Below are 25608 nucleotides of genomic sequence, written 5' to 3'. Positions count from 1 at the left end.
TGTCAGGGCGATTTCCACTTGGAGGTTTGCGGCGCCTGCGCCATGCCGGGGAGGCCTCGTTCGGGCTCCGGCATCAGGCACCGCCCAAGGACGGGAAAAGCGGCTTGGGCTGCGCGTCCATGGGGTCGAGATTGGGGTTGTAGCAGGGGTCGCCGTGCTCGCGATAGGGAGCGTATTTTGCCGCCGACTCGTGGAAGTCCCCTTCCGGGACATGGGCGCTGCGCGTTTTGCTCTCGAGGTGATAGAGCCGTACGGTCGGCAGATAGATGTTCTGCAGTCCCTGCTTGTGCGCCCGGATGCAAATGTCGACGTCGCTGCCGCAGATCTCGAAAGCCTCGTCGAAGCCGCCAAGCAGGTCGAAGTGCTGCGCGGATATCGCCTGGCAGGCTCCGGTGAGGGCAAGCACGTTGCGCGGCACTGCGGCCGAGATGAAAGGACTCGGGTAATGCACGAAAGGCGCGCCCTTGAACACATGGTCTGCCCACCCCCCCATGCCGACGACCACGCCGGCGTGCTGGATCGTGCCGTCGGGGTACTGCAGTAGCGGGCCGACCAGGCCGACATCCGGCAGCATCGCGTACTCCGCCAGTCGCTGCAGCCAGTCGGGCGAGATGACCAGGGTGTCGTTGTTGAGGAACACCAGCAGGTCCCCGCGCGCCTGCCGGCGACCCAGATTGTTCAGCCGCGACCAGTTGAACGGCATCTCCGCCGGGACTACGCGGATGCGGGCATCGCCCTGCGCGGCATCGAAATAGGCATGTGTCACCGGCTCGGACGAACCGTTATCCAGCACGATGATTTCGTAGTCGAGGCCACACGACAGGTCGCGGATGCTGTCGATGCAGGGCTGCAACAGTTCCACCTTGTCACGGGTCGGAATGATGATGCTTGCCTTGCACGACGGCGGCAGCCGAAAGCGCGGGGTATAGACAAAAGTATGCTCCGCATCGTCGACACGATCGAACTGCTGCGGATAGCGCGCCGCCAGGTGCCGTGCGACCGCCTCCCGGCCGGCATCGTGCGCATAGGGCTTCGAGTCGGCAGAGGAGGCCGTTGAACCGGCATGCATGCGCCAGTGATACAGCACCTCGGAAATATGCCCGATCCTGGCGCCGCTTCTTGCGACGCGCAGGACCAGATCGTGGTCCTGGCTGCCTTCGCTGCCTTTGACAAAACCGCCCAGCCCGACGATCAGGCTGCGGCGGGCGCACATGATGTGGCCGACATAGTTCTGCGACCACTCGAGACTCTCGGACCAGTCGGGCTTGAACAGCGGCAGACAGCGCCGCCCGCCGGCGTCGAGCTTGTCTTCGTCGGAATAGATGAAATCGAGCTCCGGGTTGGCCGCGAAATGCTCGACTGCCCGGAGTAGTGCCTGCGGAGCGAGCAGGTCGTCATGATCGAGGAAGAGGACGAATTCGCCCGTCGCGAGGGACAGGGCGTCGTTGCTGGCACAGGCGATGTGACCGCTGCGCTCGCGGCGGACCATCCTGATCCGCGGCTCGCCGTGCCCCAGTTGTGCAAGGGCGGTCCGGGTGTCGACACTCGTGGACGCGTCGTCGCAAATGCACAGTTCCCAATGCGGGTACCACTGGGTAAGGACCGACTCGACCGCCGCGCGCAGGAACTCGGGCGGCGTGTCATGCACCGGCATGAGCACCGACACCACCGGGCGGGCGGGTAGGGTCTGCAGGCGTCGATCCAGATCCGCCCGGATGCCCGCCAGGTGACCGGCTTCGCGGTCGAGCCAGAGATCATAGGCACTGCGGGCGTCCGCAGCACGGGCGGAGAGGCGGTGCCTGACCATCGAGCGCAGCCCGCGGGATCGTCCTCGTGCCCGCCGCAACCAATGCGTGAGCGTTCTCAACGGCGCGGTAAGCCGCCAGGAGTGGCTCGCATGGACTGCACCGAGCCCGGCCCGAACCGCTTCAAGCTCGCCCCGAACCACCGCGAGTTCCCCCCGCGCCACCCCAAGCTCGCCCCGAACCACCGCGAGTTCCCCCGTGGCCTCCCCAAGTTTCCCCCGCGCCACCGCGAGTTCCTCCCGGGCCACCCCAAGTTCTCCCCGCACGGCATCCACCTGCTCGCGCCACCCCACCTGCTGGCGTTCGAGTTGCTGGCGCGTATGCTCATGGCGAATGAAACGCCCCAGGTAATGGAGGCGGTCTATCGCATCCGGCGGCAAGGCGAGGCCGAGCCTGCCAACCCGCCGCTGATAACCCCGTAATACGTGGTAGGCCTCGGCGTGATTTCGCAGCGCCCCGCCCAGAATCGTGTTGGCGCCGTGCAGGCGGTAATCGAGCAGCAATTCGTCGGCCAGGAAGCGAAACGCCTCCGGGCACATCGTCGCCACACGCAGCGCATATTCCCAGTCGAGAACATAACGCAGGTGGCGAAGTGGCCCAAGGCGCTCCCAGAGCGTGCGGGAGATGAAGAAATTCGACGTGGAAACCGTAAAGTTTCCCCACATGAGCGTGGAAAGCGCCGCCTTACCCTCTCCGCCTTCAGTGGCGCGCCAGCGCTCGACGATGTCCGCATACATGCGGTTCCACCAGTGCGTCCCGGGAATGCGCGCCCCATGTTCATCGATAAGCTGCAGACCCGTGACCACGAAACACTCGCCGCCGATCGAGCGCGCGTGCCGCACCAGCGTCTCGAGACGGGCGGGCGCGAAGCGGTCGTCGGAGTTCAGCACGGCGAGATAGCGCCCGCTGGCGATGTTCAAACCGGCATTGAGGGCCGCATGGGAGCCGCCATTTTCCTGCGAATGGACACGGATGCGCGCATCGGAAGAAATCCTCGCGTGATTTCTCAGGCGTGCGAGGGTGTCGTCGGTCGAGCCGTCATCGATGATGATGAGTTCCCAGTCTTCCAGGGTCTGGTCGAGAACGCTTTCGACCGCTTCGACGATGTATCGGGCATGGTTGTAGGAGGGAATCACCACCGATACCAGCGGGGCGACTCCCTGCGATTGCTCAAACATTTCGTTCATTGGCTGATTCCGTCTGCTTCACATCGAAACGCCCAAGGCGGTTGGCGAAGCCGTGCGCAACGCCGAGCATCATCATCCGCAGGTGCTGATGTCGGGGGGTGGCAAAAAGCGAGTGGAACACGAATCTCATCAAGGCCTGATAAGCGAACACCGCTCTCCACCGGAGGGGCAGGGAGCGGTCACAACACGGCCGGATCGCATTGCGCACCTGATGGTAGTGCCTGAGTGGCAAATGCATTGGCACTTTGCGCTCCATGAATGCGCGTGCCGCCTCACCCAGGGCATGTTCCCTGTTCGGCTTGCATGCAGGCTCCATTCGGTATCGACGTAACCGATGAACAGATCTTCCCGCATCCCCCCACCCGCTGCAGCGCGGCCAGCGGGATCAGCGCGCCCGAGGCGATCAGGCAGTCGGCCTCCACGATCGCCTCGCGGTCGGCGCAGCCACAACGTTCCGCCCTCAGGCCAGCGCTTTCACTCAGCGGCAAGCCGGCACACCCGATCGATACCGATTCCAGTCACTTTGCACGGCTCACCCCACCCCTGCGCACACAGCCCCAAAGCGCGCCCGAAAGCTGGGCCCCTGCTGGAGAAAGTAAAAGCCCGGCATTGTAGCGGCATGTCGTGAAGGACTGAAGCAAGCCTTTCCTGCCGGTACAAATATTTCAAAAATTTCATATAGGACTTGTTATACAATCGCGCCCCACATGCCTACCCAGCTCCGCCTCCGGCTCGACACGTCGCCCGAACAGAAAGCGCGCCTGCTCGCCCTGCAGGCCGCGTTTGCGCGGCTGTGCAACGCGCTCGCCCCGGTGGTGCGCGACACCCGTTGCTGGAATCGGGTGGCGCTGCACCACATGACCTACAAGGGGCTGCGCGAGCAGTTCCCGGAGATCGGCTCGCAGATGGTGTGCAACGCCATCTACTCGGTGTGCCGTGCCAGCCGGCTCGTGTATCAGCACCCGAAGAGCCCGTTCAACGTCGCCCGGATGGGCGAGCGCCCCGTGCCGCTGTTGCGCTTTGCCGACAATTGCCCGGTGTACTTCGATCGCCACACCCTGAGCCTCAAGGCGGGGCAGCTGTCGATGTACACGCTGGACGGGCGCATGCGCTTTCAGTTGGCCCTGCGTCCGGCGGACGAAGCGGCTTTTCATGAGCACAAGCTGCGCGAGATCGTGCTGTCGCAGCACGGGGACGGCGGTTTCGAGCTGGCGTTCTGGTTTGCCGAGACCGAAGCGGACCCGCGCGCCGGCGCTGCGCCGCCCCCTGCCGGCGACGAAATTCCCGAATATCTGATAGTCGACGAGACTGCATGAACCCCACTAAAAAACCGTCCGAGCTGCACGAGGCCGTGCTCGCGCTCAAGCCGCACTACTGGCGCGCCTTCCGTTTCGCCCTCGTCGGTGCGCTGCTGATCCTGGCGCCGACCGCTTACATGTTCGAAGTGTACGACCGGGTGGTGAACAGCCGCAGCCACATCACCCTGGCGATGCTCACCCTGGTGGTCGTGATGGCTTACATCGTCATGGAAGTGCTCGACTGGGCGCGCTCCGAGACCATGCGCGAAGCCGGGCAGCTGCTCGACCGGCGCCTGGCGCCGCGCGTGTTCCAGGCACTGTACGAATCCAACCTGCGCCGCCTGGGGGCGCCCAGCGTGCAGCCGATGAACGATTTCCGCACGGTGCGCGACTTCCTCACCCACCCGGTGCTGGGGGCGCTGATGGAGTCGCCGGTGTCGCTGGTGTTCATGGTGATCCTGTTCCTGACCAATCCGTTCCTGGGCTGGGCCGCACTGGCCGGGGCGGTGATCCAGGTGGGTCTGGCGTGGCTCAATGAGCGCAGCACCAATCCGCCGCTGACCGCGGCGAACCGCTCGGCCATCGCCGCGCAGCAATACGCCGACGGCTCACTGCGCAACGCCGAAGTGATCGAAGCCATGGGAATGCTGCACCACATCCACCGGCGCTGGATGGACAAGCAGCACGAGTTCCTCGGCCTGCAGGCCGAGGCGTCGGACAAGGCGGGGGCGTTCCAGGCCGGCAGCAAGTTCGTGCAGATCACGATGGGTTCGTTGCTGCTCGGCCTGGGGGGCTGGCTGATCCTGGAAGATGCGTTGCCGGGCGGGCCGGGGATGATGATCGTCGCCTCGGTGCTGGGTGGGCGCATGCTCGCGCCGCTGGTGCAGATGGTCGGGCAGTGGCGCGCCGTCGTGAACGTGCGCGATGCCTGGCGCCGGCTCGACCAGCTGCTGACCCAGGTGCCGGAACGGCCGCCGGCGATGGCGCTGCCGGCGCCGCGCGGGGCGCTCGGCGTCGAGAACCTGATCGCCGGAGCCCCGGGCAGCACTGCGCCCATCCTGCGCGGCGTCGCCTTCGGGCTGCAGCCGGGCGAGGTGCTTGCGGTGGTCGGCCCATCGGCCTCCGGCAAGACCACGCTCGCGCGCCTGCTGGTCGGGCTGTGGCCGGCCATCAGCGGCAAGGTGCGGCTCGACGGCGCCGACGTCTTCAGCTGGGACAAGCTCGAGCTGGGCCCTCACCTGGGCTACCTGCCGCAAGGCGTGGAGTTGCTCGAAGGCACGCTGGCCGAGAACATCGCCCGCTTCGGCGAAGTCGAGATCGACAAGGTGCATGCGGCGGCACGCGCTGTCGGCCTGGACGAATTCATCCGCTCGCTGCCGCAGGGCTACGACAGTCCGGTGGGGCGCGACGGCGCCATCCTGTCCGGCGGCCAGCGCCAGCGGGTGGCGCTGGCCCGCGCCCTGTACGGCGAGCCGGTGTTCGTCGTCCTCGACGAACCCAACTCCAGCCTCGACGAAGCCGGCGATGCCGCACTCGCGCGGGCCATCGCCCAGCTCAAGGCATGCGGCACCACTTTCGTCGTGATGACGCACCGCACCAGCGTGCTTGCGGTGGCCGACAAGATGCTGGTGCTGCGCGATGGCGTCCAGCAGGCTTTCGGTCCGCGCGACCAGGTGCTGGCCGCGCTCAACCAGGCTGCGGCGCAGGCCGGCCAGCAGGCGCAAGCCCTGCGCGCCGCACCGGCGGCAGCCGGGCCCGCAGTCGCCGCAGTCCCCTGAGCGCATCCCCGAATGAATCGATCGGAATGAATATGGCAGCCACCGGTTTCTTTGCGCGCAGCGAACTCGCCGCCACCCTGTACGCGTTCAGGCGCGAATTCCTGATCGTGGGCCTGTTCAGCATGGTCGCCAACGTGCTGATGCTGGCGCCCACGCTCTACATGCTCCAGGTCTATGATCGGGTGCTGGTCAGCCGCAGCGAGCTGACCCTGCTGGTGGTCTCGCTGATCACCCTGTTCTTCTTCGCCGTCATGGCCTTCGCCGAGTGGTCGCGCTCGCGCCTGCTGGTGCGTGCCGGCGTGCGCCTGGACGCGCTGCTCAGCACCCGGGTGTTCAACGCCAGCTTCGAGGCCAACCTCAGCCAGTCAGGGGCGCCGGCGCAGCGCGCCTTCAACGATCTCACCGAAGTGCGCCAGTTCCTCACCGGCAACGGCATCTTCGCGTTCTTCGACGCCCCGTGGACGCCGATCTACATCGGCGTGCTGTTCTTCCTCCACCCCTTCCTGGGCTGGGTGTCGATCGGCTTCGCGCTGGTCCAGGCGGCGCTGGCCTGGCTCGGGCACCGGCGCACGATCGCCCCGGCAGAAGACGTTTCCAAGGCGGCGCTCGACGTCAACCTGTATCTGCAAAGCAAGCTGCGCAATGCTGAAGTGGTCGAATCGATGGGCATGCTGGGTGGCCTGCGTCAGCGCTGGGCGCAGCGCCACGCCGAGTACATGGCGCGGCACGGGGCGGCGCAGGGCCTGACCCACCGCATCACCGCTTTCAGCAAGTGGGTGCGCTACTGCCAGCAGTCACTGGCACTGGCCGCGGGAGCGTTGCTGGTGATCGACGGCCAGCTGACTCCCGGCGGCATGATCGCCGCCAACGTGCTGATGACCCGCGCCCTGGCGCCGATCGACCAGATGGTGAGCGTGTGGCGCAGCCTCATCGGCGCACGTGGCGCCTTTCTGCGCCTCGAGACGCTACTGCGGGCCCACCCCGAGCGCGACCCGGCGCTGAGCCGCGTGCCGCCCACCGGCGCAGTGGTGCTGCGTGACGTGGTCGCACGTGCGCCCGGGCGGGCCGACCCCATCCTCAAGGGCATCAGCCTGGCGGCCGGGCCCGGCACGGTCACCGTGGTGCTCGGCCCCTCCGGGTCGGGCAAGTCGACGCTGGCGCGGGTGCTGATGGGCATCTGGCCCGAGGCGGCGGGCGAAGTGCTGCTCGACGGCCAGCCGCTCGATGGCTGGAGCCGCGCCGAGTTGGGCCCTCATCTCGGCTACCTGCCGCAGGACATCGAACTGTTCGAAGGCACGATCGCCGAGAACATCGCCCGCTTCGCCGAGATCGACTCGAACAAGGTCATCGGCGCCGCGTGCAGCGCCGGGCTGCACGACATGATCCTGCGCTTCCCCAAGGGCTACGACACACCGATGGGGGAGGCCGGCGGCCTGCTGTCGGGCGGCCAGCGCCAGCGCGTCGGCCTGGCGCGCGCGATCTACGGCGACCCTGCGCTGGTCGTGCTCGACGAGCCGAACGCCAACCTTGACGACGTCGGCGAGGCCGCGCTGATGAGGGCCGTGCGCGAACTCAAGAACAAGGGGCGCACGGTGTTCCTGATCACCCATCGCCCGGGTGCGATCGCGGTCGCCGATCAGCTGCTGATCCTGCGCGACGGCCGTATCGAGCACCAAGGACCGCGCGACGCCGTGCTCGCCCAGTTGCGGGCGCATGCGGGCCAGGCCGCCGCGCAGCCCGTCGCCGCTCCGGCCCCGGTCGCCGTGTAAGCCCTGCACCGGACCCTTCGCTCCCCGCCCGCAGACACCGGCCGCGGCGCCCGCATCGGCCTGTGGGCGCTCGGCCTGGGTTTCGGCGGCTTCGTCCTGTGGGCCGCGCTCGCACCGCTCGATGAAGGCGTGCCCAGCCAAGGCACGGTCACCATCGACACCAAGCGCAAGGCTGTGCAGCACCTCTCCGGGGGCATCATCACGCGCGTGCTGGTGCGCGAGGGCGAAATCGTGCACGAAGGCCAGGCGCTGATCGAACTCGATGCCGCGACCGCCCGCGCCAACTTCGAATCCGTGCGCCAGCGCTACCTCGGCCTGCGCGCGATGCAGGGCCGCCTGGTGGCCGAGCAGACCGGCAGCGAGCGCATCGCCTTTCACCCGGATCTGGTCGAAGCGGCGAGCGATCCGCTGATCAAGGCGCAGATGGACACCCAGCAGCAGCTGTTCCAGTCGCGCCGCGCCGCCTTGCATGCCGTCCTGCAGGGTATCGAGGAGAGCGTCCGCGGCCAGGAAGCCCTGCTCCAGACTTACCAAGGCATGCTCGGCCCGCGCCGCAGCCAGCTCGCGCTGCTGCAGGAGGAACTCCGCCACACCCGCGGCCTGGTCGCCGATGGCTATGCGCCGCGCAACCGCCAGCTCGAACTCGAACGTCAGGTGGCCGAAGCCGATGCCGCCATCGCCGAACTCACCGGCAACACGCTGCGCGCCCACCGTGCCGTCGCCGAACTGCGCCAGCAGGCCGTCGTCCGGCGCCAGGAATATCGCAAGGAGGTCGAAACCGAGCTCGGCAACGTGCTGCGCGAAGTCCAGTCCGACGCCGAAAAGCTCATCGCCGTGCGCGCCGACCTCGAACGCACCGAAATCCGCTCGCCGGCCTCGGGTCAGGCCATCGGCCTCGCCGTGCAGACCGTCGGCGGCGTGATTCAGGCCGGGCAGAAGCTGATGGACATCGTGCCCGAGGACGAACCGCTGCTGCTCGAGGCGAAGATCGAACCCCACCTCATCGACAAGGTGCGCACCGGGCTGAAGACCGATGTCCGCTTCAACGCCTTCTCGCACTCGCCGCAGCTGGTCGTCGAAGGCGAAGTCGTGTCGCTGTCGAGCGACCTGCTGACCGAGCAGGTCGGCAACGGCCAGATCGCCTACTACCTCGCCCGCGTCAAGGTCACGCCCGAAGGTATGCGGGTGCTCGGTACGCGCCGGATGCAGCCCGGCATGCCGGCCGAGGTCATCATCAAGACCGGCGAGCGTTCGATGCTGACCTACCTGCTCAATCCGCTGACCAAGCGCCTGGCGGCGTCGATGAAGGAGGAGTGAGCATGCACGACGACGCCTCCCGCCGCCGGCAGCCTCGCCAGTGGATGCGCCGCCTCGCGACGGTTGGCCTGCTCGGCGTGCTCAGCGCACCGGCCTGGGGCCTGGACCTGATGCAGGCCTACCAGGCCGCCCTGGCTCAGGACGCCCGCATCCGCGCCGCGCGCGCCGCGCGGGATGCGGCCGTCGAGCGCCTGCCGCAGGCGCAGGCCCAGCTGATGCCGAACATCGCGATCAACCTCGGCCGCAGCAAGAACGACATCGACCGCACCCAGGAAAACACGCTCGGGCGCGACGTCGAGTTCAACGAGGAGTATTTCAGCTACAACCAGACTCTCCAGCTGCGCCAGCCGCTGTTCCGCATGCCTTTGTTCGCCGGCCTGCGCCAGGCCGGCTTCGTCGTCGATGACGCCGAAGCGACACTGGAACGCGAGCTGCAGGACCTGGGCTCGCGGGTTACCGGCGCCTACATGGAAGCCTTGCTGGCGCAGGACGCCCTCGCGCTGGTGCTCAAGCAGAAAGCCGTCACCACGACCCAGCTCGACGCCGCGCGCAAGTCGCTGGAGGCCGGCTACGGCACCCGCACCGACATCGACGAAGCCCAGGCGCGGCTCGATATGAACACCGCCGACGAGCTGAGCGCGCGCCAGCACGTAGACTTCACCCGCCGCCAGCTCGAGATCCTGATCAATCAGCCGGTCGACGCGCTGGCCGCGATCGACGCCGAGCGCCTGCCGCTGCTGCCACCCGAGCCCGCCGCGGTGAACGAATGGGTCCGCCTCGCCGAAGAAAGCAGCCCCGAAGTGCGCGCCCTCCAGGCGCGTGTCGAAGCCGCCCGAGCCGAGATCGCGAAGGCTCGCGGCGGCCACTACCCGACCGTCGACGCGGTGGCGCAGATCTCGCGCAGCGGCAGCGAAAACGTCACTTCGCCGAGCTCCAGCTACACTAATCGCCTGATCGGCCTGCAGGTGAACCTTCCGCTGTTCGCCGGCGGCTACGTCAGCTCCACCACCCGCCAGGCCATCGCCGAGCAGGTGCGTGCCGAAGAAAACCTCGAAGTCGCCCGCCGCGAGCTGGCGGTGCGCGTACATCGCGAACATCGTGGCGTCACCGAAGGCGTGCTCAGGGTCAGGGCGCTGGAGCAGGCAGTGCGCTCGGCCCGACAGCTGGTCGCCTCCAGCAAACGCTCGTTCGAAGCCGGCAGCCGCACCACCGTCGACGTCCTCAACGCCGAGCAGCAGCTGCAGACCACGCTGCGCGACCTTGCCGAAGCGCGTTATCTGTACCTGGTGTCGCGCGTGCGCCTGCGCGCGCTCGTCGGAATGGACCGGGAGCGGAGCATCGCGGAGGTGAATGGGTGGCTTCTCGCGTCATGAAACCGGCCAGACAAGGCCGCTTCGCAGCGCGTGCAGCGCCGCCTGGCGATCGGTTGCCGGGGGCATGGCCGGCACAGAGGGCATGACTCCCAGCCCGCCCCGAATCGCCGTGCTGCTCGCAGCCTGCAACGGCATGGCATGGCTGCCGGCACAGCTCGACTCGATCCTCGGGCAGGAGGATGTGGCGGTGACGGTTTTCGTCAGCGTCGACCGCTCCACCGACGGGACGGAAGATTGGTTCGGCGAGCGGGCGGCAAGCGACGCCAGGGTGGTGCTCCTTCCCGGGGGGCGCTTCGGAAGCGCCGCGCTGAATTTCTATCGGCTGCTGCGCGACGTGGACTTTGCCGCGTTCGATTTTGTCAGCCTCGCCGACCAGGATGACATCTGGCTTCCCGGAAAGCTGCATCGCGCGGTGGCGTGGCTGGACCGGCACGGCGCCGCGGCTTACTCGGGCAATGTCATCGCATTTTGGCCCGATGGCCGGGAAATGCTCGTGGATAAGGCACAAGCACAGGTCGCTGCCGATTTCGTCTTCGAGGCCGCCGGGCCGGGGTGCACGTATGTACTCCGCAACAGGCTGGCGGTCGCGCTGCAGGCTTTTCTCCACGCCCAGCGTGAGGGCAGTTGCCGCGTGTTCGCACACGACTGGCTGATCTATGCTTTCGCGCGCGCGCACGGTTTCCGTTGGGTGATCGACCCGCAGCCTCAGATGCGGTACCGCCAGCACCAATCCAACCAGACCGGCGTCAATGCCGGCCTGCGCGCCTTCATCAAGCGCGCGGCGATGGTCCGCAGCGGTTGGGCATTCGAGCAGGCGGCAGTCGTTGCGCGGCTGGTCGGTGCCGACGCCTTGCCGCTGACTTCGGCTTGGCTGGCTGGTGGCCGGAGGGGGCTGATCAGCCTGTCCTTGCATGCACGGCAGTGCAGACGCCGGCGCACGGACCAGCTGCTGTTTGTCGTATCGTGCTGGCTGCTGGCCCTCTCGCCCCGGCCCGGGCGGGCAGCCCGGAGCGGAAGCGCAGCTGATTAGCGACAGGCCTTCGGGCCTGTCGCACTGAATGAATCTGGAAGGGGTGCGCATCCTCTCCCGAATTGCTACGGCGGACACCCGGCCTTCAGGCCCGGGTATTCAACCTCCGCACCGCCCTCAAGGGAGGGGTTTCAAACCGGAGTCAGTTTTACGATGAAAACGTATTCACGACTGAGGCGGGAAGCGACGCTGCTGCGTTGGGTTGCGGGCGGAGACGCGGTGAGGACCGCTCCGCATCGCGATCGACACCGCTTTGTCGGCAGCTTCCTGGCGTCCGACGTCGCGCCGCGTCGTGTCGGTTGGGAATCCGGAGCCCTGCAGGACAAGGGCGTCGGCAGACTCCGGCGGAGTGCCTCGTGCTGAACGCTCCTCGCAGCCGAGTGCTGGTCACCGGCGCCGGCGGTTTCGTCGGGTCCGCGCTGCTTGCGCGGCTGTGTCAGGACGGGCTTCCCGCAACCGGCGTGATGCGCGCGGGTCGCCTTGCTGACCAATGCGTGCGCGGGCCTGCGCTCGAGGCCGACGCGACGTGGGCGCCGCTGCTTGCCGGACACGAGGTGGTTGTTCACGCTGCCGCGCGGGTGCATGTCATGGACGACTCGGCGACGGATCCGTTGGCGGCCTTTCGGGCAGTCAACGTTGAGGGCACCTTGAGCCTCGCTCGTCAGGCCGCGGCGGGCGGAGTGCGCCGCTTCATATTCATCAGCTCGGTCAAAGTGCACGGTGAGGCAACGGCTGCCGGGCACGCTTTCGCCGCGGACGATCCCCTTGCGCCGGAGGATGCTTATGCGATTTCGAAGGCCGAAGCCGAGGCGGGGCTGATGAAGCTGGCGGCGCAAACCGGTATGGCGGTCGTGATCATTCGCCCGCCCCTGGTGTATGGCCCCGGCGTGAAGGCGAACTTCCGGAGCATGATGCGCTGGCTCGAGCATGGGGTGCCGCTTCCGTTTGGAGCGATCGAGCATAATCGCCGCTCGTTCGTCGCGCTGGATAATCTGGTCGACCTGGTCGCCCTTTGCATCGGGCATCCCGGGGCCGCAAACCACGCTTTCCTGGTGAGTGACGGGGAGGACCTTTCGACCGCTGAGCTGCTGCGCCGCCTCGCCGCGGCAATGGGAGTGTCGGCCCGGTTGCCGCGGGTGCCGACAGGACTGATCGAGGCCGGGGCCGGTCTGCTTGGCAGGCGGGCGATGATCCGGCGGTTGTGCGGAAATCTGCAGGTGGATATTGCGAAAACACGGCGTCTGCTCGGCTGGAATCCGCCAATCAGGGTCGATGAAGGTCTGCGACGGGCCGCGACAGGGTTGCCGCGATGAACGCGCTGGCCGGTTTCGCGGGGCTGCTCGCCGTGATCGCGGCGACGTCCGGCATATTGACGGGTGCGTTACGGCGGTATGCGCTGGCCCGCAGCTTGCTGGATCTTCCAAACAGGCGCAGTTCCCACTTGGTGCCGACACCGCGTGGCGGCGGCGTCGCGATCGTGCTGAGTTTCCTGCTCGCGTTGCCGGTGATCGCCGAGCCCGCAGGCGTGTGGGCTCTTCTGGGCGCCGGAGCGGCGGTTGCGGTCGTGGGTTTTCTCGATGATCACCGCCACATCGCGGCGCGCTGGCGCCTGCTCGTCCATTTCGCCGCCGCGGCCTGGGCCCTTGCGTGGCTGGGCGGTCTTGCCCCTTTGCGGCTGTTCGGAACGTCAGTGAGTCTCGGCTGGGCCGGCGATCTGCTTGCGGTGGTGTATCTCGTCTGGCTGCTGAATCTGTACAACTTCATGGACGGCATCGACGGCATCGCAAGTGTCCAAGCCATCAGTGTCTGTCTTGGCGGTGCGGCGCTTTACGTGCTCGTCGGCGAATCCGCTTTAGCCGCCGTGCCGCTATTGCTGGTCGCCGCGGTCGCTGGCTTTCTTTGCTGGAACTTTCCGCCCGCGAAGATCTTCATGGGCGACGCCGGCAGCGGCTTTCTCGGCATCACGCTCGGCGTCCTGTCATTGCAGGCCGGCTGGGTGTCTCCCGAGCTGTTCTGGGGCTGGGTGATCCTGCTCGGCGTGTTCGTCGTCGATGCGACCTGGACTCTGCTGCGGCGCCTGTTTCGCGGTGAGAAGGTATACGAGGCGCACCGCAACCACGCCTATCAGCATGCGGCGCGCCGCTTCGGCGCGCACCTGCCGGTGACGCTCGGTGTCGCGGCGATCAACCTGTTTTGGCTGCTGCCCGTCGCGTTATGCGTCGCGCATGGGAGCGTGGACGGCTTGCTCGGCGTGGTGGTCGCATATGCGCCCCTGGCGGTGCTGGCGGTGAGGTTTCGAGCGGGGAAGTTGGAGGCATAACGGGTCACGTGCGGGGGTGATGCCGGAAGCCGGCATGTTGGGAACAGTTTGTGGCGAAACGTTGCGAATCCCGGGAACGTTCCGGGATCGGCTACAATCGCGGCCCGCCCTTGTTTTAGCCCTGAACAAAGCCAAAAGGACCCGATCAGCATGAATAGGTTGAACCGTTCTGCTCTCGTATTCCTTTTCGATCTGGTCGCGGCGTGTGCGGCCTGGTTCGGGGCATTTCTCCTGCGCTTCAACTTCACATGGCCGGCCGAGTATTCCGTCCAGGTGGCAGTCGGCTTGCTGGTCATCCTGCCCGCCCACGCGGTCGTCTGTCGCTGGGCCGGTCTGTACCGTGGCATGTGGGTGTTCGCGAGCCTGCCAGATCTTAGCCGCGTCTTGCGCGCAGTGGGGGTGTCGTCACTGGCGTTGCTGGCCTTCGTCGCGCTCTACCGCGCGGGCCCCGCGGTGCCGCGCTCGACGCTCGTGCTCTATCCGATCCTGCTGCTGATGATCATGGCCGGCGGGCGCGTCGCGTACCGGATGTGGAAAGAGCACCGGCTTTACGGCGGGCTCGTCGGGAAAGGAAAACCGGTCGTCATCGTTGGTGCGGGGCGCGGCGGGGCGATGCTGATGCGGGAGCTCGAGCGCAGCCCGGACTGGCAGGTGGTCGGGCTCATCGATGACGACGACGAAAAATGGGGGCGCGAGCTCCTCGGCCGGCCGGTGCTCGGCCCGGTCCGCGCCTTGCCCGAGATCCTCTCCGCCGAACGCGTGCGTCACGTGATCCTGGCGATGCCCTCGGCGGCGACCGGGGTCAGGCGCGCGGCCGCGGACCTTGCCGTCCAGGCGGGCGCGCAGGTGTTTACCGTGCCGGGCCTCGAGGATGTGATGGCCGGAAGGGTCGCGGTGTCCTCGATCCGGCGCGTCGATATCGAGGATCTGCTCGGGCGGGAGCCGGTCTGGATCGACACGCCCCACGTCGAAGGGATGCTGAAGGACAGAGTCGTCCTCGTGACCGGCGCGGGAGGCTCGATCGGGAGCGAATTGTGCCGGCAGATTGCCCGGTTCGCTCCTCGACGGCTCGTGCTGTTCGAGCAGAACGAGTTCGCGCTTTATACGGTCGTCGAATGGTTCGCCCAGCACCGCCCTGACGTCGCCGTTCAGGCGCTCGCCGGGGACGTCAGGGATTCGGCCCGCCTCGAGGAAGTCTTCGCGACCTGGCGCCCGCAGCTCGTCTTCCACGCTGCCGCGTACAAGCATGTGCCGCTGATGGAAGTGCGCAACGCCTGGGAGGCGGTGCGGAACAACGTGCTCGGGACGCTGCGGGTCGCAGAGCATGCGCAGCAGTACAGGGCGGAGCGCTTCGTGCTGATCTCGACCGACAAGGCGGTGAATCCGACGAACGTGATGGGCGCGACGAAGCGGCTCGCCGAGATGGCGTGCGAGGCGCTGCATTGCCGCGGTGGGGCGACGCAGTTCGAGATGGTGCGCTTCGGCAACGTGCTCGGCAGCACCGGCAGCGTGATCCCGAAATTCCAGGAGCAGATCGCGCGCGGCGGGCCGGTGACGGTGACGCATCCGGACATCAACCGCTATTTCATGTCGATCCCCGAAGCGGCGCAGCTCGTGCTGCAGGCGGCGGCGATGGGGCAGGGCGGCGAGGTGTTCGTGCTCGACATGGGCGAGCCGGTGAAGATCGTCGATCTGGCGCGCAACATGATCCGGCTGTCCGGCTACACCGAAGAGGAAATTCGTATCGAGTTCACCGGGCTGCGGCCGGGCGAGAAGCTTTACGAAGAGCTGCTCGCCGATTCCGAAGTGACGCGCGAGACGCCGCATCCGAAGCTGCGGATCGCGCGTTCACGCCCGGTCGCCGCAAGTTTTCTCGTCGAGCTCAACACGTGGCTGGCGCAGTCCGGCCCAGTCAGCGACAACGAGGTGCGCCGGGGCCTGCTGCGCTGGGTGCCGGAATACATGCCGATGACGGGGCAACCCACGCTGCGCGTCATCGGCGGCTCTTCTCCGCTGCCGGGAGCAAGGATCGAAGCGTGAGGCTTGCCGCGGGATCGCGGGCGGTTAGAATCGCCGCTTGCCCAATTTCCTCGCGCTGACCGCTCGTCCCGGCGGCGCATGCACTCGATGGCCACTTACGCCGTAGGCGATATTCAGGGTTGTTACGCCGCTTTGCAGCGTCTGCTCGAGCGGACCGGTTTCGATGCGGCGGCCGACCGGCTTTGGAGCGTTGGCGATCTCGTCAACCGCGGGCCCGAGTCGCTGCAAGTGTTGCGCTGTCTGCGCGGGCTCGGCGATGCCGCAACCATCGTGCTTGGCAACCACGACCTTTACCTGCTGATGGTCGCCGCCGGCTACACGCGCCGCGAGCAGGGTGACACGCTGTACCAGGTGCTCGATGCGCCGGATTGCGACGAATTGCTTGCGTGGCTTTCGGCGCAGCCGCTGATGCACGTCGAGGGCGATTACGCGATGGTCCACGCGGGGCTGCTGCCGGCCTGGACGATAGGCCAGGCGCAGGCGCTTGCCGCGGAGGTGAGCACGGCGCTCGCCGGCCCGGACGCGAAAAAGTTCCTCCTCCAACTCGCCGGGAACCGGCCGGATCGCTGGTCGGAGAATCTGCAGGGGCCGGACAGGCTGCGCGTGATCGTCAATGCGCTGACCCGCCTGCGTTTCTGCACGCCGGAAGGTCGCATGGCGCTGCGCGCCAAGGGGGCGCCCGATCAGGCGCCACCCGGCACGTTGCCGTGGTTCCGGGTGCCGGAACGGTTCCACCGCACGCACACGATCGTTTGCGGCCACTGGTCGGCGCTCGGCTTCTATCGCGAGCCGGGCCTGATCGCGCTCGATTCGGGCTGCGTCTGGGGTGGCAAGCTCACCGCGGTGCGGCTGGAGGACGGAGAAGTGTTCCAGGTGCCGGGTTAGACGGTCAAGGAAGGCGGCTGTCCAAAAGGCGGGACCTCGGGTCCATCACGCGTTGTCCGGCTGGACATCGCCCCAGCCCCCCGGTGGAGGACGCGCGCGCCCGTGCCGGCGGCGGATTGTTGCCGTGTCTGGTGCATGACGCGTGAGCTCGTCTGATGTCGGTGACGCCGTTTTCGAACACCGCGTTGCGGCACCGTGACCCGGCCCGTTACGATGCAGCGACAGCGAAACTCAACCCCGAAGGAGAGACTATGGAAACCTGTGTGTTCTGCCGCATCGCCAACGGCGAGTTGCCGGCGTCGAACATCTTCGAAGACGATGCGACGCTCGCGTTCATGGACCTGCAGTCGGTCAATCCCGGCCACACCCTCGTGGTCGTGAAGCCGCATCGCGCGAACATTTACGAACTCGACGACGAACTGGCCGCGGCAGTGTTCCGCACGGCGGCGCGGGTCGCGCGGGCGGTCAAGAAGGCGTATGGCTGCGAGGGCGTGACGCTGTTCCAGGCGAACGAGCCGGCCGGGGCGCAGACGGTGTTCCATTTCCACATCCACGTGCTGCCGCGCTGGGAAGGCGACGGGCTGGCGCTCGCGTGGCCGGCGAAGAATCCGTCGCGCGAGGCGCTCGAGGAGATGGCGGCGAAGCTGCGCGCGGTGATCTGATCGTCCGCTGTTTGGCGTGCGCCCTCGCCCGCGGGTAGGGCCGCGAGCGAGGGCGCAAGAGTTCTATAATGGCTGCCTTTTCCGTCCGGCAGGTGCGCCATGTCCATTCTCGTCTGCGGCTCCGTCGCCTACGACACGATCATGGTCTTTCATGATCGCTTCAAGAGCCACATACTCCCCGAGCAGATCCACATCCTGAACGTGTCGTTCCTCGTGCCCGACATGCGCCGGGAGTTCGGCGGCTGTGCGGGCAACATCGCGTACAACCTCAAGCTGCTCGGCGCCGATCCGCTGATCATGGCGACGGTCGGCGACGATGCGGGACCGTACCGGGAGTGGCTGCGCGAGCTCGGCCTGCGCGACGACCACGTCACGCACGTGCCCGACACGTTCACCGCGCAGGCTTTCATCACGACCGATCTGGACGACAATCAGATCACCGCATTCCACCCCGGGGCGATGAATCATTCGCACCTGAACCGGGTGCAGGACGCCGTCGGCGTGACGCTCGGCATCGTGTCGCCGGACGGGCGCGACGGCATGCTGAACCACGCGTCGCAGTTCGCCGAGGCGGGGATTCCGTTCGTGCTGGACCCGGGGCAGGGAATACCGCTGTTTTCCGGCGGCGAGCTGCTGGAATGCCTGAAACTGGCCCGTTACTGCACGGTCAACGACTACGAGGCGAAGCTGCTGAGCGAGAAGACCGGGCGCACGCTCGCCGAGCTCGCCGACCGGGTGGAAGCGCTGGTCGTGACGCTCGGGCCGGAAGGCTCGCAGATCTACGCGGAAGGCCGGTGCATCGCGATTCCGTGTGTCGTGCCCGACCAGCTGGCCGATCCGACGGGATGCGGCGACGCCTATCGCGCGGGGGTTCTCTACGGCATTGCGAACGGCTACGACTGGCAGCGGACGGGGCGGCTCGCGTCGGTGATGGGAGCGGTCAAGATCGGACACCGCGGCGGGCAGAACCATGCGCCCGCGCGCAACGACATTGCCGAACGGTATGCGGCAGCATTTGGAGAGGCGTTATGGTGAGCGGGATGAAGGTGCATGGCAGCAAGACTGGCAGGAAAACGCAGCGGCTCGCGCTGGTTGTAGCCTTGGTCGCGGCGCTCGGCGTAACGGGTTGCGCGTCCGGCCTCGGCGGCGGTGCCTACCAGCGCGGCGAGGCGCGGCGCACGATGGTCGTGCAGTACGGCACGGTCGAAGCGGTGCGCGCGGTGAAGCTCGAAGGCACGAAGACGCCAGTCGGGCCGGTAGCGGGTGCGGCGGTGGGCGGGATCGCAGGCAGCGGCGTCGGCGGCGGGCGCGGACAGGCGATCGCGACGGTGATCGGCGCGGTGGCGGGCGGTCTGGCCGGCGCTGCGGTCGAGGAAGGCGCGACGCGCGAGGCGGGCGTCGAAGTCACCGTGCGGCTCGAGAACGGCCAGGTGCTCGCGGTCGTGCAGGAGGACGGCGGCGAGAATTTCCGCATCGGCGAACGCGTTCGCCTGCTGCGGGACGCCGGCACGACGCGGGTCACGCGCTGAAAATTGTGCTCCCGGCCGCCAGGAAGTCGGCCGGGAGCGGCCTCAACCGAAGATCACCAGACCCCACACCATCACGAGATTGACGAGCGCGAGCAGCACCGCTGCGCTGCCGATGTCTTTCGCGCGCTTGGCCAGCAGGTGATGCTCGAGCGAGACGCGATCGACGGTCGCTTCGATCGCGGAGTTCACGAGTTCGACGATCAGCAGCAGCAGCACGCTGCCGACAAGCAGCGCTTTGCCTGCGCCGCCGACCGGCATGAACAGCGCGAGCGGGACGAGCACGGCGGCCAGCACGCATTCCTGGCGAAACGCGTCTTCATGCTCGAGTGCGGCGCGCAGGCCGGCGAACGAATAGCGAAAGGCGTTCCAGACCCGCATCAGGCCGGTCTTGCCTTTGAACGGACTTTTGCGCGTGTCCGGGGAGAGATGTTGCATCGCGGTTCCAGATTGTCGGAGACCGGGCCGGCCGCCGCGTGAACGGGTGCGGTCACGCCGGTTCACGGATAGAAAGCATAGACCCGGTAACCGCTCGCTTCGACACCCGGTGCCTCGAACGGCAGTTGGACGGCGATGTCGCGTCCGGCGTCGAATCTTTGTTCGGCGCTACCCGGTTCGAGGAAGCCGGCGGGGAGCCACTGCGCCGGCCCGAGCACGCGGCGCACGAGCGGCTGGTCCTGGATGTCGGTCAGCGTCAGTTCGAGATGCGGATAAGCCTGAGGGTGAGGAGCGCGGTTGCGGATCGTCGCGTTCAGCACGAAGCGCGCGCCTCGCCCGGGCTCCGATTGCAGTTCGGAAGCTTCGATGCTGATCGCCCCGGCGACGCGCGGCAGCGCGAGCGTGCATTTCAGGTGCCCGCACGCCGCGAGATAGGCCGGGCGCAACTGTGGCCACTTGCGGGTGATGCCGTCGCGGAAGACAAAAGCGCTCTGCACCGCCAGCGCGCCAAGCAGGATGCCGATTCCCAGCCCGTACAGCCAGCGCTTGGCGGGCGAAGCCGGCGAGCCGTACGTCGCGTCGAGATGCTCGCGGTCGTTCGCCGCATCGGCTGCCGCGGGGCGGAAGGAAGCGGATCCGGTCGGCGCTTCGTCCTCCTGGCGCTCCGCTGACGTCGCACTTTCGGCAGCAGCGGTGGGGCCGAGCGGTTTCGGCGCGGACGTGCGCGCACGACGGAGCGGCGGCAGCGGGGCATCTTCGGCGGCCGTCTCGCCCGTTGCGGAAAAATCGCCGTCGCGCGGCAGGACGGGTTCGCGCTGATCCGGTGGCTCGAACGGCGCCGGGCTGAACGTCGCAGCGGCTTCGGCCTCGCCACGGTCTCCGTCGCCGGTGACGGAGATCCGGGGTTGCGGGCGGTCGACGAATTCGTCAGACGCTTCGTGACCGTGTTGCCAAGCCCACGACTGTGCCGAATGTACGGACGGCTGCGCGGAATCTACGGACGGCTGCGCGGAATCTACGGACGCCTGCGCGGCGATGGGGCGGGAGGTCAGGAAAGTTTCCGGGATCTCGAAATCCAGCCGGTCGCTGAAATCGTCGAGCTGCGGAATTCCGGTTTCGTCATCCTGCCCGGTTCCGGTTCCGGTTCCGGTACCGGGTGCGGGTGCGGGTGCGGGTGCGGGTGCGGCTGCGGGTGCGGTTCCGCTTCCGGTCCGGTCATCAGCCGCCTGTCGCGTCACGTCCGGGGCCGAACGCAGCTCGTCGAGAATGAAGAAGCGGTCGTCGCGCTCCACAAGCGATTCGGGACGGGGAGGCGGGGCGGCAGCGGGCGGTTCGGATGCGGGTGCGGCGGGCGGCGAGGCCGCGGGCGCGACGTGCAGCACGCGATCGAGCGCGTTGAACGACGCATAGCACCGTCCGCAGCGGACTTCGCCGTGGTGCGCGCGCAGCTGCTCCGGCTGCACCCGGAATACCGTCTGGCAGGCCGGGCAGCGCGCGAACATCACTGGCTCCCGGGGTGCCGCGGAGAGCCGCCCTCGAGCTGCGCCCAGCCTTCGTGTATCGCCCCGACCCGCAGCGGCAGGAACGGCGCGTACGCCGCGATCACCTGTTCGGTCTGCGTCTCGAGGACGCCGGACAGCGCGATCCTGCCGCCGGGAGCGACGCGGGCAGCGAGCAGCGGCGCCAGCACGCACAGCGGATTCGTCAGGATGTTGGCGACGACAACGTCGAAGCGTGCGTCGAGCGGCTCGCGGGAGTGCTGCAGTCGCAGTGCGACGTGGTTGCGCGCGGCGTTGTCGCGTGCGGCATCCAGCGCCTTGTCGTCAATGTCGACGCCGAGCACGTCGCCGGCGCCGAGGCGCGCCGCAGCGATGCCGAGGATGCCGGAGCCGCAGCCGTAGTCGAGCACGCAGTCGCCCGGCTGCACCGCGTCGCACAGCCACTCCAGGCACAGCCGCGTCGTCGGATGCGAGCCGGTGCCGAAAGCCATGCCGGGATCGAGTTCGATGTTGATCGCCGCCGGGTCGGGTGCGGCGTGCCACGACGGCACGATCCACATCCGCTCAGTCACGCGGATCGGCTCGAACTGGCTCTGCGTGAGCTGCACCCAATTCTGCTCGGCGATTTCTTCGAGCGTGAAAGGCGGCACCGCATCGAAGCCCGCGTCGGCCGCCGCGCGGGCCAGCGCGACGGTGAGGTCGACGTCCGCATCGAACAGCGCGATGACGCGGCTGTGATCCCACAGCCCGACCGGATGATGCCCGGGCTCGCCGAACTGCGGCTTCTCGGCATCGGTGCCGGCGTCGGCGTCCTCGATGCTGATCGACAGGGCGCCGGCCTCCATCAGCGCCTCGGACAGCGCTTCGGCCTTGTGCGCTTCGGCTTGCAGGGTTACCGAGATCCACATGATGTGCGCGTCCGCGGCCGGGTCAGGCAAGGTTCTTGACTTCGTTGCGTTCGGCGAGCTTGTGCTCCAGGTAATGGATGCTCGTGCCGCCCTCGACGAAACGCGCATCGAGCATCAGCTCCTGGTGCAGCGGCACGTTCGTCTTGATGCCTTCGACCGCCATCTCGGACAGCGCGATCCGCATGCGCCGGATCGCCTGTTCGCGCGTGTCGCCGTACGCGATCAGCTTGCCGATCATCGAATCGTAATGCGACGGGATCGTGTAGCCGTTATAAACGTGCGAATCGACGCGGATGCCGGGGCCGCCCGGCATGTGCCAGTTCGTGATCTTGCCCGGGCAGGGGGTGAATTTGAACGGGTCTTCGGCGTTGATGCGGCACTCGATCGCGTGGCCGCGGAATTCGACGTGGCGCTGGCGGAACCACAGTTTTTCGCCGGTCGCGATGCGGATCTGCGCCTGCACGATGTCGATGCCGGTGATCATCTCGGTGACCGGATGTTCGACCTGCACGCGCGTGTTCATCTCGATGAAGTAGAACTCGCCGTTCTCGTACAGGAACTCGAACGTGCCCGCGCCGCGGTAACCGATCTTGCGGCAGGCTTCGGCGCAGCGCTCGCCGACTTTCGCGATCGCCTTGCGCTCGATGCCCGGCGCCGGCGCTTCCTCGATGACTTTCTGATGGCGGCGCTGCATCGAGCAGTCGCGTTCGCCGAGATAGACCGCGTTGCCGTGCTCGTCGGCGAGGATCTGGATCTCGACGTGGCGCGGGTTCTCGAGGAATTTTTCCATGTAGACGACCGGATTGCCGAACGCCGCGTCGGCTTCGGCGCGCGTCGTCGCGACCGCGTTGAGCAGCGCCGCCTCGGTGTGCACGACGCGCATCCCGCGACCGCCGCCGCCGCCGGCCGCCTTGATGATGACTGGATAGCCGACGGCGCGCGCGATCTTGACGATCTCTTTCGGCTCTTCAGGCAGCGCGCCGTCCGAACCGGGCACGCACGGCACGCCGGCGGCCTTCATCGCATCCTTGGCGCTGACCTTGTCGCCCATCAGGCGGATCGTGTCAGAGCGCGGGCCGATGAAGACGAAGCCGGACTGCTCGACGCGTTCGGCAAAGTCGGCGTTCTCGGACAGGAAACCGTAGCCCGGATGGATCGCTTCGGCGTCAGTGACTTCGGCTGCCGAGATGATCGCGGGGACGTTCAGATAGCTCAGCGCCGATTGCGCCGGGCCGATGCACACGGATTCGTCGGCGAGCTTGACGTACTTCGCTTCGGTGTCCGCGACCGAGTGCACCGCGACCGTGCGGATGCCCAGCTCGCGACACGCGCGCAGCACGCGCAGCGCGATTTCGCCGCGGTTGGCGATCAGGATCTTTTCAAACATGAGGTGCCTCCGCGGCGAAATCGCGCCCGCACGCTGCTCGTGCCGCGCGGTTTGGCTGCGCCGCTGCGCCGCCCGTAGGCGGCTGGTCACCGCGGTTGGCGATCAGTATCTTTTCGAACATGAGGGCGTTCAGGCGATGATGAACAGCGGCTGGCCGTATTCGACCGGTTGGCCGTTTTCGACGAGAACCGCTTTCACGGTGCCGGCGAACTCGGATTCGATCTCGTTCATCAGCTTCATCGCTTCGATGATGCACAGGCGGTCGCCGATCGCGACGGCCTGGCCGACATCGACGAGGGGTTTGGCGCCCGGCGCCGACGCGCGGTAGAAGGTGCCGACCATCGGCGATTTCACGACCAGGCCTTCGGGAGCGTCATCGACGGGCGGCGTCAGCACGATCGCCGGAGCCGGGGCCGCCGCGGCGAATTGCGGCACGCTCGCCGGCATTTGCGTGAGGTAGTTCGAAACGGGGGCGGGGCTGTGCTTGGCGATACGGACTTTTTCTTCGCCCTCGGTGACTTCCAGTTCGGAAATGCCCGACTCTTGGACGAGGTCGATCAACTTCTTCAGCTTGCGCAGATCCATGCTGTTCTCCGAGCGGGGCGCCGCCGCACGGGGCGCCCGGGGGTTTGTGTCAGGGTTTCCGCAGCTGCGACAGCGCGTATTCGAGCGCGGCCAGGTAGCCGTAGGGCCCCAGTCCGCAGATCACGCCGGCTGCACAGTCGGAAAAATAGGAGTGATGCCGGAACGCGTCCCGCGCATGAATGTTCGAAAGATGCACCTCGACGTACGGGATCGCGACCGCGAGGAGGGCGTCGCGCAACGCGACGCTGGTATGAGCGTAAGCGGCCGGATTGAGGATGATGAAGCTGACTTCTTCGAGCGGCGACGCCTGGACGCGGTCGATCAGCTGACCTTCGTGGTTGCTCTGGAACGACTCGACCAGAACCCCGTCGGCGCGCCCGCGGGCTTCCATCGCGGAGTGGATGTCGGCAAGCGTCGTGCGTCCGTAGACGTCGGGCTCCCGGGTGCCGAGAAGGTTGAGGTTCGGTCCGTGCAGGACCAGGATCCGGGGCTGCGGCGGGGGCGCCGCATCTGGGTTTTTACTGCGTTTTTGGCGCGTCATGCCGGCAAGTTTGCCGTAATTAGCCGCATTTTGTCCAGTGCTGCGCGGCGCGCCTACATGAATTACTCGTCGAGAAGTGCGCGGATTTTGCCTTCTAGTTCAGTGCGATTCAAGGTGCCGAGCTTGATGTGGGCGATCTTTCCGGCGCGGTCGAAAATGATCGTGTAGGGCAGCGCCTGCACGGCGTTTCCGAGCGCAGTCGTCAGCTCCAGCGTTTGCGGCGTGCCGATCAGCAGCGGATACGGGACGTCGTGTTCTTCGCCGAACTTTCGCACGCTCTCGGCCTTGTCGATGCCGAGGCCGACGAACTGCACCGGGGAATCCGCGAAACTGCGGCTGACCGCGGCAAAATCCGGAATTTCGGTCAGGCACGGCGGACACCATGTCGCCCAGAAGTTGACGACGAGCACGCGGCCGCGCCATTGCTGCAGCGCCTGCAGCTCGCCGTGCGAATCGGGCAGCGTCAGCGCGAGAATCGTGTTCCCCGCTGTGGGATCGACCTGCGTAGTCGGGGCCGGATCGGACGTGCTGCGGGAAACCAGGAAACCGGCGAGTGCGGCGAGCACCGCGACGGCGACGACGATGAGGTGACGCGCGCCGATCCCTTTCATGCGCTCCGGCCTTCGCTGGCCTGAACGAGCGCTTCGACTGCCGGCAGGCGAGCGCGCTCAATGTTGCGGCGGCTGACGCGCTCGGCCTGCGCGGTATAGAGCGACAGCCTGATCGGCACGTGGCCCCAGTCGAAGCTCAGGATCGCTTCCGGAGCGTTCGCGGCACCGCGTCGCGGTTCGCGGTGTTCGTAGCCGATGTCGTGGTTGAGGAAGAAGATCTCGACGTCCTTGGCGCTTTCGGGATACAGCTCGATGTCGACTTCGGTGTAGCGCCCGGCAGTGCCGTCGAGTGCGCCCCCGGTGAGGTAGGGCCGGAATTCGCCCAGCAGGCGCATCACCTCGATCGCCGCGCGGCGCATTTCGAGCAGCCGCTCGGGCTGCTCTTCATCTTGGTACAGCGCCTGCCATGCGCGCAGCTCGGCTTCGATCTCGGCGTTGTTCGGCAGCGCCTCGGACTCGGAAATGCCGAGCTGGCGGGCCGCCTTGCGTTTAGCGAAGCCGAAGTCGCTGATGCCGTCCTCGGCCATCATGCGGGCGGCGAGCGCGGCAACTCCGCGCCGCAGGTTGCCGCTTCGGGAAGCATTCGCGCGGGAAGTCATGGTCGCGAGTCCGGCAGACGGTCGATGTAGAATGCCGCCCATTCTACACG

At 67.2% G+C, this 25608-nt stretch carries 23 protein-coding genes and 2 pseudogenes; 14 read left to right on the top strand and 11 right to left on the bottom strand.

Annotated elements, in window-relative coordinates; all coding sequences use genetic code 11:
* Positions 1-73: 73 nt before the first annotated feature.
* On the bottom strand, positions 74-1654 hold the full coding sequence (locus tag PA01_05225; protein KON82323.2) for a glycosyltransferase family 2 protein: 1581 nt from the start codon (positions 1652-1654) through the stop codon (positions 74-76).
* Between the two features lie 278 nt (positions 1655-1932).
* Between PA01_05225 and PA01_18565 the strand changes: the two are divergent.
* Positions 1933-2046: pseudogene (locus tag PA01_18565) on the top strand (TonB C-terminal domain-containing protein).
* Between the two features lie 319 nt (positions 2047-2365).
* Here PA01_18565 and PA01_18560 read toward each other — a convergent pair.
* Positions 2366-2983, bottom strand: a pseudogene (locus PA01_18560) (glycosyltransferase).
* Positions 2976-3248: a hypothetical protein gene (locus PA01_18555; GenBank protein KAI5913032.1), complete on the bottom strand. Its 273-nt coding sequence runs from the start codon at positions 3246-3248 to the stop codon at positions 2976-2978. Before PA01_18555 ends, PA01_18560 begins: the two are co-directional and overlap by 8 nt.
* Positions 3249-3699: 451 nt before the next feature.
* On the opposite strand from PA01_18555, the gene PA01_05220 reads away from it, so the two are divergent.
* The 13 genes from PA01_05220 (at position 3700) to PA01_05160 (ending at position 18993) form a co-directional block, all read left to right on the top strand.
* Positions 3700-4308 carry a hypothetical protein gene (locus tag PA01_05220; GenBank protein ID KON81095.1) on the top strand — a complete coding sequence of 203 codons (609 nt, stop codon included), beginning with the start codon at positions 3700-3702 and terminating at the stop codon, positions 4306-4308.
* On the top strand, positions 4305-6068 hold the full coding sequence (locus PA01_05215; protein ID KON81094.1) for a type I secretion system permease/ATPase: 1764 nt from the start codon (positions 4305-4307) through the stop codon (positions 6066-6068). The genes PA01_05220 and PA01_05215 overlap by 4 nt, the downstream gene beginning before the upstream one ends.
* A 26-nt stretch (positions 6069-6094) precedes the next feature.
* Positions 6095-7837, top strand: coding sequence for a type I secretion system permease/ATPase (locus tag PA01_05210; GenBank protein KON82322.2), 1743 nt, complete (start codon positions 6095-6097; stop codon positions 7835-7837).
* A 54-nt stretch (positions 7838-7891) separates the two neighbouring features.
* Positions 7892-9154, top strand: coding sequence for an HlyD family type I secretion periplasmic adaptor subunit (locus PA01_05205; protein KON81093.2), 1263 nt, complete (start codon positions 7892-7894; stop codon positions 9152-9154).
* Positions 9155-9156: 2 nt separating this feature from the next.
* Positions 9157-10527 carry a TolC family outer membrane protein gene (locus PA01_05200; protein ID KON82321.2) on the top strand — a complete coding sequence of 457 codons (1371 nt, stop codon included), beginning with the start codon at positions 9157-9159 and terminating at the stop codon, positions 10525-10527.
* The gene (locus tag PA01_05195; protein KON81092.2) at positions 10505-11557 is read left to right on the top strand and encodes a glycosyltransferase; all 1053 of its coding nucleotides are present in this window, start codon (positions 10505-10507) and stop codon (positions 11555-11557) included. The genes PA01_05200 and PA01_05195 overlap by 23 nt, the downstream gene beginning before the upstream one ends.
* Before the next feature lie 356 nt (positions 11558-11913).
* Entirely contained in the window at positions 11914-12870 is a 957-nt protein-coding gene (locus tag PA01_05190; protein ID KON82320.2) for an SDR family oxidoreductase, read from the top strand.
* Complete coding sequence (locus PA01_05185) at positions 12867-13877, top strand: glycosyltransferase family 4 protein (GenBank protein ID KON81091.1); 1011 nt, start codon at positions 12867-12869, stop codon at positions 13875-13877. The genes PA01_05190 and PA01_05185 overlap by 4 nt, the downstream gene beginning before the upstream one ends.
* 150 nt (positions 13878-14027) lie before the next feature.
* Positions 14028-15917 carry a polysaccharide biosynthesis protein gene (locus PA01_05180; protein KON81090.1) on the top strand — a complete coding sequence of 630 codons (1890 nt, stop codon included), beginning with the start codon at positions 14028-14030 and terminating at the stop codon, positions 15915-15917.
* A gap of 87 nt (positions 15918-16004) precedes the next feature.
* Positions 16005-16802 (top strand): symmetrical bis(5'-nucleosyl)-tetraphosphatase, encoded by a 798-nt coding sequence (locus PA01_05175; protein KON82319.1) that lies wholly within the window; start codon positions 16005-16007, stop codon positions 16800-16802.
* Positions 16803-17053: 251 nt separating this feature from the next.
* Positions 17054-17464 carry an HIT family protein gene (locus PA01_05170; protein KON81089.1) on the top strand — a complete coding sequence of 137 codons (411 nt, stop codon included), beginning with the start codon at positions 17054-17056 and terminating at the stop codon, positions 17462-17464.
* A 99-nt stretch (positions 17465-17563) separates the two neighbouring features.
* Complete coding sequence (locus tag PA01_05165) at positions 17564-18499, top strand: carbohydrate kinase family protein (GenBank protein KON81088.1); 936 nt, start codon at positions 17564-17566, stop codon at positions 18497-18499.
* On the top strand, positions 18493-18993 hold the full coding sequence (locus PA01_05160) for a glycine zipper 2TM domain-containing protein (protein ID KON82318.2): 501 nt from the start codon (positions 18493-18495) through the stop codon (positions 18991-18993). Before PA01_05165 ends, PA01_05160 begins: the two co-directional genes overlap by 7 nt.
* A gap of 42 nt (positions 18994-19035) precedes the next feature.
* On the opposite strand, the gene PA01_05155 is transcribed toward PA01_05160, so the two are convergent.
* From PA01_05155 to PA01_05120, 8 genes are all read right to left on the bottom strand, one after another.
* Entirely contained in the window at positions 19036-19428 is a 393-nt protein-coding gene (locus PA01_05155; GenBank protein KON81087.1) for a diacylglycerol kinase, read from the bottom strand.
* A 62-nt stretch (positions 19429-19490) separates the two neighbouring features.
* Entirely contained in the window at positions 19491-20930 is a 1440-nt protein-coding gene (locus PA01_05150; protein KON81086.1) for a zinc-ribbon domain-containing protein, read from the bottom strand.
* Entirely contained in the window at positions 20930-21835 is a 906-nt protein-coding gene (prmA, locus tag PA01_05145; protein KON82317.1) for a 50S ribosomal protein L11 methyltransferase, read from the bottom strand. The genes PA01_05150 and prmA overlap by 1 nt, the downstream gene beginning before the upstream one ends.
* Before the next feature lie 22 nt (positions 21836-21857).
* Positions 21858-23222: an acetyl-CoA carboxylase biotin carboxylase subunit gene (accC, locus tag PA01_05140; protein KON81085.1), complete on the bottom strand. Its 1365-nt coding sequence runs from the start codon at positions 23220-23222 to the stop codon at positions 21858-21860.
* Positions 23223-23351: 129 nt separating this feature from the next.
* Entirely contained in the window at positions 23352-23807 is a 456-nt protein-coding gene (gene accB / locus PA01_05135; protein ID KON81084.1) for an acetyl-CoA carboxylase biotin carboxyl carrier protein, read from the bottom strand.
* 49 nt (positions 23808-23856) lie between these two features.
* Entirely contained in the window at positions 23857-24348 is a 492-nt protein-coding gene (aroQ, locus tag PA01_05130) for a type II 3-dehydroquinate dehydratase (protein ID KON81083.1), read from the bottom strand.
* Between the two features lie 62 nt (positions 24349-24410).
* The gene (locus tag PA01_05125) at positions 24411-24959 is read right to left on the bottom strand and encodes a TlpA family protein disulfide reductase (protein KON81082.1); all 549 of its coding nucleotides are present in this window, start codon (positions 24957-24959) and stop codon (positions 24411-24413) included.
* The gene (locus PA01_05120) at positions 24956-25558 is read right to left on the bottom strand and encodes a hypothetical protein (protein ID KON81081.1); all 603 of its coding nucleotides are present in this window, start codon (positions 25556-25558) and stop codon (positions 24956-24958) included. Before PA01_05120 ends, PA01_05125 begins: the two co-directional genes overlap by 4 nt.
* Between the last annotated feature and the right edge of the window lie 50 nt (positions 25559-25608).

This window comes from Azoarcus sp. PA01 (genome assembly GCA_001274695.2).
Taxonomy (GTDB): domain Bacteria; phylum Pseudomonadota; class Gammaproteobacteria; order Burkholderiales; family Rhodocyclaceae; genus Aromatoleum.
Note: the sequence above shows the minus strand (reverse complement) of the source record. Positions and strands in the feature narration are given on the sequence as shown.